Source organism: Candidatus Zixiibacteriota bacterium (assembly GCA_014728145.1).
In the GTDB taxonomy this organism is placed as follows: domain Bacteria; phylum Zixibacteria; class MSB-5A5; order JAABVY01; family JAABVY01; genus WJMC01.
Genome location: WJMC01000249.1, coordinates 1 through 16,526, shown reverse-complemented (window position 1 = coordinate 16,526; position 16,526 = coordinate 1). Strand labels below are relative to the sequence as shown.

Genomic DNA, 16,526 nt, shown 5'->3' with positions numbered 1-16,526 from the left:
TTTTGAAGAAGTCCCCTTTAGGTTTGGAGAAGACATCGAAGCCGATATAGCGAAAACGCTCGTTTTCGTCCAGAGTACTCTGTTCGGGCTCCTTCGGCTCCGGCTTGTTTTTGGTCTTATCCTCTGCCATTAATACACCTTTGATTGAATTTATTTCAGGTTATAAGTCGATTTCGAATTCCATCTCATCCTTGATCTTCTGCAATTCCTCATTGTTGGGATCGCACTTGAGCCCTTCCTTGGCAGTTTCAAACGCGCCGTTGGGATCGTTTTTCATCTGGTAAGCCTTTGAAATCCAGACGAAGACTTCTATATCATCACAGACATTTTCCCCCTTAGCCCGGCGGCATTTAAGGTACTGCCTGAGATGCTTGATACAGTTCCCGGGCTGGGGATTATCGCGCACCAGGTAGATCAGGCCGATCCAGCGATCAGCCTCACAATCCTTGGGATTGATCTGCTTGGCTTTCTGATAGTAAATAATCGCGCTGTCGTAATCGTTTTTGTTAAAATACACCTTGGCCAGAAGCTCGAACGCGCTGGTGTAATCCGGGTTCATCTCGAGAGCCTGGTTGATATAGACGATCGTGCTGTCCCATTCTTTCATCCCCAGGTAGCTATAGGCTATATTCAGATAAGTACTGGGATTATCGGGATACAGTTCGACACTCTTTTGGTAGTAGGTCAACGCCTGTTCGAAATTTTTCAAAAAGTACTCATTCAACCCGGCCCGGTAAAACATCATGGCATCGCTGGAATCCAGCTCGAGGGCGCGTTCGTAGTCTTCCGACGCCAGCAGACGGGAAGCGCTGTCGCCGATACCGGCGTAAGCATTGGCGCGCTCATAGAACAACTGCGCGTCTTCTTCGGTCCACTCGTAATCCGGGTTGTTGGAAAGAATCGACTTCTCGTAGTCATTAAGAGCCTCGATCGCCTTGTTGTACTCCTTGAGTTTGGAATAGGAGCGGCCGATCAGCGACATAAGGTCATCTTTGTCGATACCGACTTCCAGTGCGGCTTCGAAATCGTGAATCGCTTTTTCAAAATCGTTCAGGGCAAAATATGCCTTGCCCCGGTAATAGTTGGTTATACCCGAGTCACCGCTGATCTCGAGATACCTGTTATAGTAATTGATCGAGGTCGAGAACATACCGGCCTGCTTTTCGGGATCCTCTCTCTGCGAGGCGGCATAAAGCGTCCAGATATTGCCTGCCATCAGATAGGCTTCGGAATAGCTTGAATCAAGTTCCAGTGTTCTGTCAATAGATTCCAGCGCTTCTACAAACTGCTTCTGCATCAAATAAGAGCGCGCCAGGCGGTAATGAATTTCCGGATTGGTTGAATCCTTGGCAAGCACCTTTTTGTAGGCAATGATGGCAACCGCATAAGCGCCCTGCTCGTAATTGAAGTCGCCCTGATGCAGATTGTACAGAAGCTTGTCGGGATCGTGGATAATCGCTTTGCGGATATTCAGATCAGCTTTAGTGAAATCACCGGTTTTGATATAATAAAGGCCGAGACCATCCTCGAACATCGCTTTCTCATGATCTTTTTTAGACTTGTCGAGTCCTTTCTCGAACGTTTCTTTGGCTTCCTCGAGCTGACCGGTTTTAAGGTAGAGCTTGCCGAGTTCATAGCGAGCGTCATGGAAACTGCCCTTGGCATCGACAGCTCGCTCGAGGGCATCCTGTGCCTTTTCGAGTTTGTTTTGCTTGAGGTAAATCTGCCCCAGTATATACAGAAGTTTATAGTTGCGCTTGTCGCGCTTGAGTATCTCTTCAATTTTGCTGATCGCTTCATCAAAACGACGCTCATCAAAAGCCGTCTGGATATCAGATGGAATATCGTAAGCGGAAACTGATGTAACTAAAAGAACTACAGCCAAAAAACTCAGCAAAACAGTCTTTTTCATTCTAAGTCCTTTGTAATTAAATCGTTTAGAATTCATAAAGTAATCCTTTAAAATATGTTCAAGTGATCAATTGTCAAGCATTATTTGAGTTGCTCTCACCCCCGTTTTCACGCTCTATAATGCTCATCGAGGAGCGCAGGTGAGACCGTCTTTTCTCCTGCTTTTTACGCGAAAGGTAGAGCATCCCGATACGCACCAGCACATAGACTAAAACGATCAGCGCCACCGTAATCCGTAGCGACAATTCGAATTCCCCGACCATGCCGGAGACAAACAGTATGCCGAAGACCATAACGATCGAAATCGAGATATACCCGACCCATCTATTAACATCTATCATATCATCTCCTGCCACCTATACACATGGCAATCCTGAATATTCCCGCGGGGGCAATAATGATTACGCAGAACTTGCGCACTTTGCAAGTCAGAACCGGAGTTTCACCGGCAGTGCTTAAGTTATTGAAATGCGAATCTTTCCCCTGCTCTCAAATACAATACAAACTAAAACCATGCCAAAAACGAGCTTTGGCTCTGGTTTTATAATCCCATTATTTACAGCAATTTGGGGATGTGATCAAGAACAAACTGCAGAAATTGCTGAAAACCAGACGCAAAATTTGCGAATATGCGCAGATTTCTGTTAGCAACATGTTATACAATCTATAAAATATCCAGTTTCCCGCTAAGTTCCTCGGGAGAAAAAATAATATCCAGTTCGGCCGGGACCGAGTTTAGAAAGATCTGTCCGAAATTCGATTTGATCAGGCGGTTGTCGGTTACAAAGACCATGCCGGTATCCGATTTCTGCCTGATCAGGCGACCGAAGCCCTGCTTGAACTTCAGGACCGCGTTCGGCAGAGAATATGTAAAAAACGAGCTCTCACCCGCTTTCTCGATTGTCTCCATGCGGGCGGAATCGACCGGCTCAGAGGGCGAGGAGAACGGAAGACGGGTAATGATCAGCACTTCGAGCTGTGTACCGGGCAGGTCGACTCCCTCCCAGAAGGAATCCGTACCCAGGATCACCGCCAGAGGTGACTCGCGATAGAGCTTGAGGATACGGTCGGGACTGCCGGAAATTCCCTGCGCAAAGACCTCGAAGCCATGGCGTCTAAGTCCCTGCGAAATCTGGTTGTGAATATCGTAAAGCAACTGGTAGGAGGTGAACAAAACAAGTGTTTTCTTCCGCAGAGCCGGAAGCAGACTGTTCAGCAGACGGCCAAGTGAAGTCGAGTAATACTCGCTTTTGGGGGATGCCAGGAATGCCGTGCAGAAAAACCGCACCTGACGGTAAAAATCGAAAGAAGATCCAAAAGATTTGCGGATAATCCGTTCCGGCTCGATCAAATCCAGTCCCATACTTTTTTCATAGAAATCAAAATACCCCTCGACGGAAAGACTGGCCGAAGTCAAAAGCAGGCAGTCATATCGGTCGTAGATTAAATCTTTCAACAACGGGCCTACATGCAGGGGAGCATAGCATAAAAACGGTTCTGATCTGACTGGGATTTCGAGCCAGAAGACATGGCGTTCAGAATCCGCGACCATAAGAGCATGACCGACACGCTCGACTTCCCGCAATTCCAGAAAAAGCTGGTTCATCTCTTCGAACAGAACCCGATCCGGCTGTTCGAGGTCATCATCAGTTACCATCCTGAGCAGTTTGCCAAGCCTCTCCAGGACGATTTCGAGAAAATCGCAAAGCTGGCCGAGATCACCGGCAATACGAGAATAGAGCGGTTTATCACGATCATAGCGGAGCTTGAGCGTAAAAGTATCAGCCTGGTAACCGTGGGACCTGATAAACTCTGCAAGTTCCTCGAACAGCTTTATCAGGGCGCGACGGAAATCTTCAGCATTCTGCTGAATATCATCCCGGAGTTGATTGATTTCTGATTGTACATGCTCAGAAGTTTCTTTAAACAGACGTGCAAGAAATTCGGCCAGCAGGCTTCTCTCCTGCCTGCGCCCGGGCAAAAGTCGGGAAACCAGTGAGAGCAGATGAAGCCTGCCGAGCTCCGCGCTTAAATGCGAGGTGGCGGTCTTTTCAATCCGATGGGCCTCATCGAAAACAACATTTTTAAGAGTACCCAGGATATTGCCGGAAGCCAGCAGGTCGGTGAAGAAAAGTGCCTGGTTGGCGACCACCAGCTCGGCCCGGTGTGCCTGCTTGCGAGCCTTATAGAAATAGCAACGGCTGTAATACTGGCAATTCTGGCGCAGGCAGAAACCGGCATCGGCGCAAACCTCAGCCCGCAAGCGATTGGATGAAAGCTTGATCTCGGACAGGTCACCGCTGGTTGTCAAATTCTCCCAGATTTCAACTTTTGCAAGCTCATCGAGTTCAGCCGATGGCAAAGAGCGCGCGACCCGGGTCGAAAGCATAGCTTTTTTCAGAAGGCAAAGGTAATTTGAACGGCCTTTCAGCATCGCGGCCCGAAAACCAGTCTTGATCGCACGGGCGGCAATTTTCAGGTCCTTGAAAAAAAGCTGTGACTGCAGGGTGCGGGTGTATGTCGCGACCACCGCCCGGCGTTCATCGGAGATGTTCATCAGAAGCGGCACCAGGTAGGCCAGTGATTTACCGGTACCGGTACCGGCCTCCGCTAAAAAAATTTCGCTGTTTCTGATCGCTCGTGAAAACAAGGAAGCGAAACTCTGCTGTTCAGGCCGATGTTCATAATCGGGGATCACATCAGCTAAGCCGTTCTCGCCGGAAAACACCGTCCGCAAAGGGTCACCATCAGCATCTTCATCAGCCTGATGATCATTCGCTTTGAATTTGATAAAATGCCCGGGGTAGCTTGCGAGCAGTTTACGGGGCGGGTCGGCTGTTGCCTTCTTGATAGAATCCAGCCATTCAGCGACAGCGGGCTGACTGACCGCGATTATACGGCTCACTTTCGACAAAAGAGAGCGGTCAAAACGCCCGGCGAGTCTTTTAAGCAGAGCCAGAAAGTGCTCACATTCGCTCTCGATTTTTTGATCATCGGGTTCAAGTGCTAAAATCGTTTGCAGAAAGTCAGTGGTGCCTGCGGGAGAATCCAGCTCCGCCCCGGGTAAAAACAGATCACACAGACGCTCGATCTGAATGGTTGATTTCATTTTAGCACGGGCATACTCCCGGTACTCCTCGAGTGGAAAATAATATCGCAGTTGAGCAAATGAGAACAGCAGCAGGTTTTCCTGTTCAGTAAGTTCGCGCAGAGAATTCCACTGGGTATAGTTTTTATCCTCATTGCCGGCACGGGGTGTGAGGATCAGTTTTTTCGATGATTTCTGCCTGCCATAGGAGATCTCCCGGCAGGTCAGGGTGTAAACCCTGCGTTCGGGTCCGAACTCGGCACTTTTAGCGAGGTCGAGAGTGTAATGCTTTTCCAGAAAAGCGGGCATATCACCGCCCTTTATGGCCCCAGGTAAATATAATCAAACGTGACCTGCTTGATGAAATCGGTCGAGACCAGGTTGCGCACACGCAGTTTGACATAGGTGCCGTCGCTCAGCCTGAGCATATAGACCTGCCCCTCGGCCACGAAAGTCTTGTTGTCATAGGAGAGATTGCTGTAATCACGACTGGTGTTCAGTTCGTTTTCGGCCGGGATATGCGCGAACCGGGTATGCTTGAGAACACCGTCATTGCGGTCAGGGCTTCCCAGGATGTTGCCGACATCGCGCGCCACGAAATAGAGGTCGTTTTCCAGGGCATTGTAGGCCACATGCTCACCAAGCTCAAACGAGTAACCATCCATATCCTCCATCATGCGGTCCTTGAGGGTAACCGTCCCGCGTGGATAGCAGGAAGCCTCGACCACATTGGATGGAGAAGATTCGGTCATATCCGGAAAAACAGTGGTGACAGCGACATGATAGGTCTGCCAGTTTTGAAGGTCTCTGGCCTCATAGGTTTCATAGCTGATCTGCGGGTCCTCGTCGCCCGGATACGGTATATCGTTGACCGGTTCGATGCCGGGTTTGATCCGTTCGGGATCGCCCGGGCTCAGAAGCGGTTGAGTGGAAATATAAATATTATAACCGGATATCAACATGTCTTCCGTGCGGTTAGTGCGCCAGCTCAAAAACAGGGTGCGGTTGTCGGAGCGTACTTTGAGTTCTGAGGGACCGACTTTCGATTCGGGCGGATACTTATCGACTTCCTTTTTTGCACCGGCACATGACAGTAGCAGGACGCAGGCAGAAAATAACACTATGTATTTCACGTATTTAAACACAAATCAGTCTCCTTTGCGGTTTGGACAGGAACTTGCATCGTTTAGCAGTCACGACTACATCCTCCTCGAGCCCGATCACACCGACACCATCCAGGACTATCTCCAGTTCGAGCGTGAAGACATTGCCCTCGCTCAGCTTGCCGTAGGGGCTCTTGCCGTAACGTTCCCAGCGCGGTCCCAGGATAGTTCCGCCGTCATGCACGAAACGTCCCACCTGGTGTCCGAGCGCGTGCTGGTACTCGGGGTAGCCGGCCTCCTTGAGCATCCGGCGGGCGGTCTGGTCAAGACGATAGCCGGGCGTTCCCGGTTTGGCCAGCCGGGAGGTTTCGCGGATGATTCCGAACACCGTCTCGAATGCCTTACGGACTTCCTCGGGAGGCTCCGTTTCGCCTTCTTTGAGGACGTATATCAATCTCTGCAGGTCGGAGCAGAAACCCTTGTAGATGACACCGAAATCGATATGAAAGATCTCCCCCGGTTCGAGCCGGTCGTCAGAGTACATGGCATGCCCCAGAGGTGACTTGGTGCCGATATTGATCGCCGGGGGAAATGAGAACTCGACACCTTTTGAGATTACTTTCTTTTTTAAGAATTCGTAGATTTCGACACCGGTCATGCCGGCTTTGATCTTTCGCTTTAGCGACCCAAAAAGCCTTTCCGTGAGATCACATGCAGTGGCAATCCGCTCGATTTCCTCATCGAGCTTGACAGCCCGCAGTTCAGCCAGAAGCTTCTCGGAGCTGACCAGCATCCCCTCGAACAGCGATCCCTTAAGATACTTTTGGAGTTGCATATACAGGCCGTGGCTGATACCGTCGGCCATGTGATAATCAAGCGAATAGTTGACTGCTATCTTTTTGGGATGAAGACTGCTGAGGGTGGCCAAAAGATCCTCGCGCACTCCTTTGGTATAGCTCTTAACCTCGTCGAAGTGGCCCAGCCTTTCGAATATCGGGGCATCGAAATTCCCAACCAGAGCGATTTTGCGCCCTGTTTTGGTGAAGATAAAAAATGATGTCCAGACCACGTCCGCACCGACCACCATCGGCATGGAAGGATCGTTGCAGGCGCCGGATTCACGTACCACAATCATCCAGACATCGATATCGAGTTCCCTGAGAAGTTCTACAGCCTGATCCGACTTGGCGGCCAGGATAGCATCCATACCGTCTCTCCTCAATCAGCCACGAAAAGGCAGATCATCTACTTTTTTTCTCTTTCACCCGGCCCGTCGTATTCATAGTTTGTGTTACCGAGCTTACGCATCGGGCGCTGGGTGGTTTTTTCCTCGAACACATGGGCAATCAATCCGGGTACGCGCGAGATAATGAAAAAACCTTTGCCAAGTCGCCAGTCGAAACCCATGTCCGAGATAACCGCGGCGATCGCGCCGTCGACATTGATCGGCAACCTGCGACCACTTTTTGCTTCGAGTACTTTTTCGACTGCTTTACAAAATTCGATATTGCGACCGGAGAAGTCCAGTTCTGATGCAATTTCAAACAGCTTGAGTGTGCGCGGATCGGTCTTGTGCAGACGGTGGCCGAAGCCGGGCAGTCTTTTTTTACGGGCTTTCATGTCGTCGACCAGCTCCCCGGCCAGCTCATCGAGATCGCCCTCTTTTTGAGACCATTGTTGAAATATCCGGGCGGCCTGTTCAATAGCACCACCGTGGACATCACCGATCGACATCACTCCCCCCGCCACCGCTGTGTTGAGCGAATTGCCGGCCGACATGACAGTCCGCGCCGCCAAAACCGAGGGCGGTGAAGCACCGTGGTCGATCGACGAGACCAGAATCGCTTCCATCATACGGGCTTCAGCCTCCGAGGGCAGTTCTCCTTTGAGAGCTAAAAACACGGTCTCGGCGAACGAACACTTTTCCATCAGGTTAGTGATATCGTAACCTCTAACGCGGATCCTGCCCGGGCCAATTTCGGTAATACCTGTCTTCCAGCTTTCATCAGCCATATCAGCGCTCCATGTTAATTCCACTTTTTTCTCTGATATATTCTATCCAGCCCCTGTGGAGCTCGGCTATCGATTTGCCAAAGATATCCTTGAGTGCCTCGGCGGGAGGATCCTCACGTTTATAGAAATCCAAGAGCATTGCAGGCGTATTTGGGGACGCCAGCAGATACTCAGTGAGCGATGCCGCCGCGACGGTCCGCAGGGTTGAATCGTAACTGAGATATTTATCGTTATCGATCATATCTATCAAGGGTATGCTGTCGCCGTTGTAATAATCGATATAAGCCAGTTGGACATAATTTTCACCGGAATAATTCAGGTAAGTCACCAGCCCCTCGTAGCAGAAGAAATAAGGTGTGCCGTCCGGATCGAATTCCTGCAGGAGGCGCACCATGATTGTCTCTCCCAATGGTGTCAGGATCATGTAATGATGGGTATCACCGCGTACACAGGTATATTCGCAGTCAGTCCTCTGTTTTATCTGTTCGGAGTTAAAATACAGGAAAAAATATACAGGTGCGGGGACCTGCACGCTCAAACGGGTGGCATTTTCAAGGTAAACACGCTTGATCGACTTGGTTATGGCGGGCACCCGGGCCTGCAGGCTGGAATCATCCGGAAAATACACCACCACGAACTCATCGAAATAGCGCTTCCAGTCCTCGTAGCCGGGGATATTCAGATGGGCCGGGGTAATTTCTCCGGCCAGCATCTCCTCCAGGTCCGGATTGACGATATTTTCAGATTTATCACCGCCACCCAGACGTCTGGAATCCGCAGGGATATTTACTTCCTCTTCCGAGGATGAACAGCCCCACATAACCAAAAACACAAATCCCACAAAAACGGGGAGTAGTATCATGATATTGAGTTTTCTTGCTAATGACATAACTGACCTCGCCTGTTAAGTTGTTAGCGCACAGGTTTTAAGATTATAAGCGATTCTGGCTTCAAGTCAAGCAGTTATACGCTGAAAGCTGTAAAGAGAGTTTTCGTGGACAATAAAATAGCGGTCGGGTATAAAGCACCAGCCAAGATGCTAGCCGACCGCCTGATAAGAGGGCTGTGTATGAAGGGCAATTAATTTATATCATATCAGTTTTAATTTGTCAACACTTTTTTTACATTCCCACAAAATTCTTTCCTCGCTTTGCCAGGCGGTCATAGCGCGCTTTGTAAAGAACATAGACATCGTCTGAATTATCGGTTGTGACGTAATGGCGAGCCCTGTTTTCTGCTTTTCCGTGCACACGAATTGAATCCAGCTCTCCGTTTTCATATCTCAAAATCAACCTGAAGTCGATATTTTCCGGATCGTAGTAGGCAGAATCCTCAGGAAGCAGATAATCATCGGTCAGGAAATTTGAAAGGTAACGGAGGTACAGCCTGACAGAATCGGACTGGGCGATTACCTGGCCGTTGATGCTGTCCCCCCTCGCGAACCAGGTCGTGTCGATTCTAACCAGGGTGAACTGCTCCTGCGGATATTCAAATTCCATCGCCGTCAGAAGTGAAGTATCGGCCTTGATTATAGCTTTATTCAGCCATCCAATGATCGGTTTATTGAACAAATAAGCCGCCAGACCTTCGCCTATCCGGACCTCATCATGGCCGGCCTGTCGGAAATAGACCGATCCGTAGTTGGGCGAATCCTCGCCAATAAAAAGGTCAGCCAGTTCTTTTTCATCTTGATAAAAAGTCAAACGGGTGGCGCTGGCGCTATCGACACCGTAGGACTCGCGATTAGCAGGATTGGAGGATATTACCGCGCCGGCATTGAGCTCGGCTACCTTTCCGACGATCTGGTTGACCACGTTGGTGTCGCTCAGTCGGGTTTTACCACCGTATATTACCTTCCAGAGACCGTCCTCGAGAGTGAAATTGATAGTATCTTTAAGGCGAATCAGACGGAAATCGGTTATCTGATCTTCACCTATTCCGAGGAAATCTTCCTGTCTGACTTCCGCGCGCGAGCTTTCTTTCTGATTCTTAATAACGTAATACACACCCAGCAGAAGAATTAACACTAAAACGGCGATAATTACTCGTTTCATGCTGCAGCTCTCCTTTTCGCGGCTCTTTTCACCCGCCAGCGAATCAGGCCGGCGACAATCACAAGAAACGGCATAGCGACGATATTAATAAGTTTGATAGTGGTCTGGCCTTTTTCTGAAACGAGCTTTTCGAACGGGTTGTACAGATTGCCCTTGGAGCGTATCGAAATCATATCTTCATCCTGGGCCATCCAGTCGACAGCGTTATTGAGAAATACAAAATTCTGGTTGAAGCGTCCCTGGCGATCGTTGGCGGCGTCATCATCGAAAAAGTTGCCATTACCTACCACCAGCACACGGGTATCGATGCTCTTGTCCTGCTTTTCAGGGATATCCACGCGCACATTGGTATCAACCGGGTTGAAATCTGGTATCACGCGGTTGGCGAAGTAAGACTCGAAATGTCCGGACAGCACAACACTCAACGGCAGTTTGGATTTGTCGTAATCGCTCTCGGAAATCATCGACAGGCGCGCGGCGACATTGCCGGAAATCGAACCGGATTTCTCGGTTGTGGTAAACAGCACCTCGCGCTTGACACCGTCCTGAACAGCCATAGTCGTATCCAGAGAACTTGCTCCGATCATGGTCAGGCTTTTCTGAAACTCGGTCAGGATATGATCCTTGTTGAAGCGGATGATATTGATAAAGAACGGCACCTCGATCGTCTCTGGCACTACTCCGCCCTCGACCCTGCGCATATTGGTGTATCTGTAACAGCTTTTGTCGATCACGAAATCGCGGTTTATCTGAACCCCGAGATGATTCATCAGGCTCTCCAGGCCGGTGGTGATCTCACTCAATGTATTGGTCTGGCGGTCTATCTTGATACCGTTCATAAAAAATCCGATCTTGCCCCCTCTCATCAGGTACTGATCGAGAAGATAGACTTCATATTCACTGAATTCCCTGGTTGGCGCGACAACCATGAGAGCTTCGATATCGTCGGGGATCCGGGCAAGTTCTGAAGTTGCCAATGGAACAGGTTCGAAATTCTCGGATATAAACGAGGCCGCTACGGTCAGACCGCTGTCGATCCTGGGTTCGCCGTGTCCGACGGTAAAACCGATTTTGGGCTTGGCCGGATTCTGAAGCCTTTTTACCAGCTTGATGAATTCATACTCGAAGTTATCCATATTCATGATAAACGGCATCACTTCCTGCCGACCGGCATAGAGCAGAACCAGGGCTTTGTAACCCAGTATGGTTTCGGCTTTGGTAGTTCCGCGAATATCAAACCGGACCGGCTGGATCTGATAGCTGGCGGCCTGACGGGCTACTTCGCGCTTCTCCGGATCCAGCACCTCATAGTTCATCATACCGTTCGAATACGCCTTGAAATCGTCCAGCAGATCGAGCAGGTAACGACGATCGGAGTTATGGGGTGCCGGCAGGTCCTCGGTAAAAAAGACCTTGATTGTCAGGCGGTCATCGAGCGAAGCGATGATTTCCCGCGAAGTCTCCGAAATGGAATACTTACCCTTCTCGGTCACATCCCAGCGAGCAAAAACATTTAGAGAAATTAAATTCAAAACAATCACTATCAGAATCGTGACGAGAATTGTCACAAAGGCAGTGGATTTGCTTTTAATGTTAGACGCCATAAGCTTATCTCCACCTCCTGCTGTTCAGAACCTGGACGGTCAGAAACAGAAATATAAATGTCAGGCTGAGATAGAATATTATGTTACGGCTGTCGATCACGCCTCTCTGGATCGACTCAAAGTGATAGTCTGTCGATAAAAACTCCACCACGCTGGCCATAAAACCGCCCACAAAACCCTTGAAATAATTGAATATAATAAAAGTGAAAATTATCGCGAATGAGAGGATGAATGCGATGATTTGATTTTTAGTCAGGCTGGAGGTAAACAGCCCGATCGCGAGATAAGTCGATGCCATAAGCACAAGCCCCAAATATCCACCAAAGGTTGCGCCCGTATCTGGATCGCCGAGATAGCTGATGGTTATGTAGTTTACCAGGGTCAGTACCAGGGTGATTATGATCAGTATCAGCGAGGGAAAGAATTTGCCCAGCACCAACTGCCATTCCGAAACCGGCATAGTCCCCAGCAGTTCTATCGTTCCGGAACGCTTCTCCTCGGATAACAGCCTCATCGAAAGCGCCGGTATAAAAAACAGGAAGATAAATCTAATGATCTGAAACAAGCCCCGCATGTCGGCGGTATTGGCCAGAAAGAGCGAATTCGAGAACTGCCATCCGGAAATCAGGAGAAACAGGATAATGACCACATAGGCAACAGGAGAGCTGAAATATGAACGCAGTTCCTTTTTTGTCATGACCCAGACAGCCGACATTTAATGCACCTCCTCCTTGCGGGTCAGCTCGCGGAAGACATGTTCGAGCGTCGCCCTCTCCCGATTCATCTCGAGAAGCACCAGGTTGTTTTCTACACAAAAATGGAAGATCTGTTCACGAGGATCAGTTTCTCCCACAAGTTCGAGGACAATCCGGGTGGCCCTTGGATTGGTGCGATCCATATCGACCACACCACCGATACCTTCGATGTTTTCGAGATATTCCAGTTTTTCGGAGGGCAGGTCCTTGATCTGGAGCGTCAGCTTGCCTTTACCCTCGAACGATCCCCGGAGCTCGTCGGGAGTGCCGTCGGCGGCAATCTGCCCGCGATTTATAATCAGTACACGGTTGCAGGTGGCCTCCACCTCGGGCAGTATATGCGAACAGAGTACCACAGTCTTTTCTTGCCCGAGAGTTTTGATCAGGTTGCGGATTTCCACGATCTGGTTGGGATCGAGCCCGACCGTGGGTTCGTCCAGGATGAGGATCTGGGGATCATGAATCATCGCCTGGGCTAATCCCACCCTCTGGCGGTAACCCTTGGATAGTTCGCCGATATCTTTGTAAAGCACATCTTTCAGACCACAGATTTCGACCACCTCGCCCACACGGTTGGCGCGGACGCGGCCGGAGTTGCGAATATCGACACAGAACTTCAGAAAATCGAAGACGTTCATGTCGGTATAAAGGGGAGTGTTCTCCGGCAGGTAACCGATCATCCGCCTGACCTTCATGGGATTGTTATAGATATCCTCACCACCCACGCTTACATTACCGTAAGTTGGTGAAAGGTAACAGCAGATAATCCTGACGGTGGTCGACTTTCCAGCGCCATTGGGCCCCAAAAAACCTACCACCTGGCCTTTTTCAACCGAAAAGGAGACATCGTTAACGGCCAGTTCAGGACCGTAGTATTTTGTCAGGTTCTTAACATCTATCATAACGAGGATTCATAGATACAAAAACCAAGCAAAAAATCAAGTGAAAATTCAGTTAGCTTATACACATGTGTTTTTTCCCGGGTTCCAGATTTTTTCAGCCTGAAACTCTATGGGCTAAACTGTGTAAGTAATTTGCAGATAATATATTAATGAAAGCTCTTGACAAGCGGACGACGTCCATTTAATTAGACGATTACGCCGGCGTAACTCAGTTGGTAGAGTAGCTGATTTGTAATCAGCCAGTCGGGGGTTCGAGTCCCTTCGCCGGCTTAAATTTGAAATGTTTGGGAGAAATTCCACTTGCGTCGGCCGATATATTATATATATTGGCGCAATTGAATTCCCGGCTTACCCGGGAAGATTGATAGATGGAGGGGTTCCCGAGTGGTCAAAGGGAACAGACTGTAAATCTGTCGGCGAAGCCTTCGAAGGTTCGAATCCTTCCCCCTCCATTTAGAGCATCAGGCTACGGCCTGATTTTTTGTTGTTTTCAATTCGCTTAGCAACCAGCGATTTAAATCTATCCGGCAGACAAAAAAATGCCCCCCGTTACATTCGGAAGGCATCGGAAGTGATTCCATATTATCAGAGTTTGCGTTTCCACTTGGTGCCCTGAGGGGTATCCTCGAGGATTATCCCGCGCTCCAGAAGATCGTCACGGATCTTGTCGGCGGTGGCAAAGTCCTTATTCTTACGGGCATCGATTCGCTGTTGGATCAGTTGCTCGACTTCATCCTCCAGGCTGGCATCGGATTTTTCCCGTTTCAAAAATGCCAGCACATTATCGAAACCATTGACAGCATCAAGAACTTTACCGGCATCATTTTCAGACAGATTGCCTTCTGAGATGAGACGGTTGACATCCCGCACGAAATCAAAAATCGCGGCCAGAGCGGGTGAAACATTCAAATCGTCGTCGAGCGCTTCCTCAAATTTTCTTTTGACTTGCGAAACCAGCTCTTCAACCTGTGGATTGTCCGTACCGCCCTTTACAGCTTCCACGCTGTCATGAAAATCCCACAGCCGTTCCAGGGATTTTTTGGCGGCCTCGAGACCATCGAAGGTAAAGTTGAGTTGCTGACGATAATGTGTTGAAATCAACAGGTAACGCACCACCACACCGGGATAACCTTTTTCCAGAAGATCACGCAGGGTAAAGAAGTTGCCCAGTGATTTGGACATCTTGCGCCCCTCGACAATCAGGTGTTCGTTATGCATCCAGTAATTGACGAACTTTTGGTCGTTGGCGGCTTCGCTCTGGGCGATCTCGTTTTCATGGTGCGGAAAGATATTGTCAACTCCACCGCAGTGGATATCGAAATGATTGCCGAGATATTTCGATGACATGGCCGAGCACTCGATATGCCATCCCGGGCGTCCCTTACCGAGTTCAGTTTCCCAGTAGACATCACCGTCATCTTCATCCCATCCCTTCCAGAGGGCGAAGTCGGAGACGGTTTCTTTCTCGTATTCGTCGGAGGTCACCCTCGCGCCGGCCTTGAGCTGCGACATATCCATATGAGAGAGGCGACCGTACTCGGGGAATTTGCTGATCCGGAAATATATCGAGTTGTCCGCCCGGTAAGCGATATCCTTTTCCAGAAGCTTTTTAATTATCGCGATCATCTCATCGATCGTTTCTGTGGCCGATGGGTAATGGTCGGCTTTGTGCAGCTTAAGTGTCTCGATATCTTCAAAGAAGGCTTCTTTGTAACGCTCGGTGTATTTATCGAGAGCGACACCTTCCTTGATCGAATTCTTTATGGTCTTGTCGTCGACATCGGTAAGATTCATGACATGGGTTACGTCGAAGCCCTTGTACAGCAAATAGCGTTTGAGCAAATCTTCGAACACATAGGCGCGGAAATTACCGATATGGGCGAAATCGTAGACAGTCGGACCGCAGGTGTAGAGCCGGACTTTGCCCTCATCAATCGGCCGGAACTCTTCCTTGTTACGGGTCATGGTATTATAAAATCGCAACGGCATACAAACATCCTCGTTAAACTGTTCAACAGGGCTATTATAAAAATTATTTTGATCAGGGCAATATATTTGTTATTATCGCTGGGTTCATAAATGACTTAAATTACAAATTTTGATCTGGATTGTAAGTGACCGACTACCAATCATTGAAAGAAGCCCCCTTTGCGAATATCGACTATTTCGTACCCTGGGGAAGCCGGCCATGGCAGAGATTCGTCGAAATAGGTTTGAAAGATTATATGGGAGGAAATCTCGAAAACATGGATGTTTTGGAGATAGGCCCCGGCAATGGCTTATTGAGCTGTCTATTGGCTTCTCTGGGTGCAAAAGTCACCTCGCTTGAAATCGATCCGAAGCGTCTTCTTAGCATCAAAACAAATATACAGAAGTTTGGTTTCAGTGATAAAATTGAACCGATTTTATATGATGGAAATCCTGATGTTTTGGGTGACAGGCAATTCGACCTGCTGTTCTCGAAATCGGCTTTAATATATGTCAACGATTTCAAATCTTACCTCGAAAACCTGGATAATCATCTGAAGCCCGGTGGCAGATTTGTCTTTATTGAAAATGTCAGAGGGAACCTGATTTTTCAGCTACTCCGTTTTATTAAGAGGCGAAGCCTGTCATTTTTCCGCAGAACCCATTTTTTCGATAAGTACAATATCGAGATCTTGAGAGAGGTTTTCAAAATCGAGCTTCTGATGCATTCTAAATTCCCGCCGATCTGCCTGATCTGCGGTCAAAAAAAATAAAGGCCGACTGGTGTTTCAGCCGGCCTGTCCAATCTGACCAGATATCTATTTAATATTTACAAGTTCAACTTCGAAAAAGAGTGTCGAATTAGCCGGGATAGGTCCCACCTGGCGCGCACCATATCCAAGCTTGGGCGGAATTATCAGCATCCGGTGACCGCCGACTTTCATCATTTTGACACCTTCATCCCAGCCCCTGATAATGCGACCACCGCCGATCTGAAATTCTATCGGTTCACCGCGATCATGCGAACTGTCAAACATGGTTCCATCCTCAAGCCAACCGGTGTAATGCACCTGGACAGTATCTCCCCTTTCAGGACTGGCTCCGTCGCCCCCTTCGAGTATGACATAT

General features: G+C 49.0%; 14 protein-coding genes and 2 tRNA genes. 3 read left to right on the top strand and 13 right to left on the bottom strand.

What is annotated here, in order from left to right:
* Window positions 1-160 precede the first annotated feature (160 nt).
* The 11 genes from GF404_13695 to GF404_13645 form a co-directional block, all read right to left on the bottom strand.
* Window positions 161-1,948, bottom strand: a complete 1,788-nt coding sequence (locus GF404_13695; protein ID MBD3383230.1) for a tetratricopeptide repeat protein — start codon at window positions 1,946-1,948, stop codon at window positions 161-163.
* Window positions 1,949-1,985: 37 nt separating this feature from the next.
* On the bottom strand, window positions 1,986-2,252 hold the full coding sequence (locus tag GF404_13690; protein ID MBD3383229.1) for a hypothetical protein: 267 nt from the start codon (window positions 2,250-2,252) through the stop codon (window positions 1,986-1,988).
* A 323-nt stretch (window positions 2,253-2,575) separates the two neighbouring features.
* Complete coding sequence (locus GF404_13685; protein ID MBD3383228.1) at window positions 2,576-5,308, bottom strand: hypothetical protein; 2,733 nt, start codon at window positions 5,306-5,308, stop codon at window positions 2,576-2,578.
* Between the two features lie 11 nt (window positions 5,309-5,319).
* Window positions 5,320-6,144 (bottom strand): hypothetical protein, encoded by an 825-nt coding sequence (locus GF404_13680; GenBank protein MBD3383227.1) that lies wholly within the window; start codon window positions 6,142-6,144, stop codon window positions 5,320-5,322.
* Window positions 6,137-7,309, bottom strand: coding sequence for a M24 family metallopeptidase (locus tag GF404_13675; protein MBD3383226.1), 1,173 nt, complete (start codon window positions 7,307-7,309; stop codon window positions 6,137-6,139). Before GF404_13675 ends, GF404_13680 begins: the two co-directional genes overlap by 8 nt.
* A gap of 38 nt (window positions 7,310-7,347) precedes the next feature.
* Window positions 7,348-8,115, bottom strand: a complete 768-nt coding sequence (locus GF404_13670) for a citryl-CoA lyase (protein MBD3383225.1) — start codon at window positions 8,113-8,115, stop codon at window positions 7,348-7,350.
* Window position 8,116: 1 nt separating this feature from the next.
* Window positions 8,117-9,004: a hypothetical protein gene (locus tag GF404_13665; protein ID MBD3383224.1), complete on the bottom strand. Its 888-nt coding sequence runs from the start codon at window positions 9,002-9,004 to the stop codon at window positions 8,117-8,119.
* 232 nt (window positions 9,005-9,236) lie between these two features.
* The gene (locus tag GF404_13660) at window positions 9,237-10,169 is read right to left on the bottom strand and encodes a DUF4340 domain-containing protein (GenBank protein ID MBD3383223.1); all 933 of its coding nucleotides are present in this window, start codon (window positions 10,167-10,169) and stop codon (window positions 9,237-9,239) included.
* Window positions 10,166-11,773, bottom strand: a complete 1,608-nt coding sequence (locus tag GF404_13655; protein ID MBD3383222.1) for a hypothetical protein — start codon at window positions 11,771-11,773, stop codon at window positions 10,166-10,168. Before GF404_13655 ends, GF404_13660 begins: the two co-directional genes overlap by 4 nt.
* A gap of 4 nt (window positions 11,774-11,777) precedes the next feature.
* Complete coding sequence (locus GF404_13650; GenBank protein MBD3383221.1) at window positions 11,778-12,488, bottom strand: ABC transporter permease subunit; 711 nt, start codon at window positions 12,486-12,488, stop codon at window positions 11,778-11,780.
* Window positions 12,489-13,430 carry an ATP-binding cassette domain-containing protein gene (locus GF404_13645; GenBank protein MBD3383220.1) on the bottom strand — a complete coding sequence of 314 codons (942 nt, stop codon included), beginning with the start codon at window positions 13,428-13,430 and terminating at the stop codon, window positions 12,489-12,491.
* 197 nt (window positions 13,431-13,627) lie between these two features.
* Between GF404_13645 and GF404_13640 the strand changes: the two genes are divergently transcribed.
* Window positions 13,628-13,700 (top strand) — tRNA-Thr (locus GF404_13640).
* 100 nt (window positions 13,701-13,800) lie between these two features.
* A tRNA-Tyr gene (locus tag GF404_13635) sits at window positions 13,801-13,882 on the top strand.
* 133 nt (window positions 13,883-14,015) lie between these two features.
* Here GF404_13635 and GF404_13630 read toward each other — a convergent pair.
* Window positions 14,016-15,419, bottom strand: a complete 1,404-nt coding sequence (locus tag GF404_13630; protein ID MBD3383219.1) for a cysteine--tRNA ligase — start codon at window positions 15,417-15,419, stop codon at window positions 14,016-14,018.
* Between the two features lie 125 nt (window positions 15,420-15,544).
* On the opposite strand from GF404_13630, the gene GF404_13625 reads away from it, so the two are divergent.
* Window positions 15,545-16,171: a methyltransferase domain-containing protein gene (locus tag GF404_13625; GenBank protein MBD3383218.1), complete on the top strand. Its 627-nt coding sequence runs from the start codon at window positions 15,545-15,547 to the stop codon at window positions 16,169-16,171.
* Window positions 16,172-16,216: 45 nt separating this feature from the next.
* Here the strand turns inward: GF404_13625 and GF404_13620 are convergent.
* On the bottom strand, window positions 16,217-16,526 hold a 310-nt coding region (locus GF404_13620; protein ID MBD3383217.1), incomplete at its 5' end, for an FKBP-type peptidyl-prolyl cis-trans isomerase.

Coding starts and splice junctions, on each gene's coding strand:
- GF404_13630 (MBD3383219.1), bottom strand. CDS start 15,419: ATGCCGTTGCGATTTTATAATACCATGACCCGTAACAAGGAAGAGTTC.
- GF404_13665 (MBD3383224.1), bottom strand. CDS start 9,004: ATGTCATTAGCAAGAAAACTCAATATCATGATACTACTCCCCGTTTTT.
- GF404_13695 (MBD3383230.1), bottom strand. CDS start 1,948: ATGAATTCTAAACGATTTAATTACAAAGGACTTAGAATGAAAAAGACT.
- GF404_13685 (MBD3383228.1), bottom strand. CDS start 5,308: ATGCCCGCTTTTCTGGAAAAGCATTACACTCTCGACCTCGCTAAAAGT.
- GF404_13670 (MBD3383225.1), bottom strand. CDS start 8,115: ATGGCTGATGAAAGCTGGAAGACAGGTATTACCGAAATTGGCCCGGGC.
- GF404_13655 (MBD3383222.1), bottom strand. CDS start 11,773: ATGGCGTCTAACATTAAAAGCAAATCCACTGCCTTTGTGACAATTCTC.
- GF404_13675 (MBD3383226.1), bottom strand. CDS start 7,309: ATGGATGCTATCCTGGCCGCCAAGTCGGATCAGGCTGTAGAACTTCTC.
- GF404_13660 (MBD3383223.1), bottom strand. CDS start 10,169: ATGAAACGAGTAATTATCGCCGTTTTAGTGTTAATTCTTCTGCTGGGT.
- GF404_13645 (MBD3383220.1), bottom strand. CDS start 13,430: ATGATAGATGTTAAGAACCTGACAAAATACTACGGTCCTGAACTGGCC.
- GF404_13650 (MBD3383221.1), bottom strand. CDS start 12,488: ATGTCGGCTGTCTGGGTCATGACAAAAAAGGAACTGCGTTCATATTTC.
- GF404_13690 (MBD3383229.1), bottom strand. CDS start 2,252: ATGATAGATGTTAATAGATGGGTCGGGTATATCTCGATTTCGATCGTT.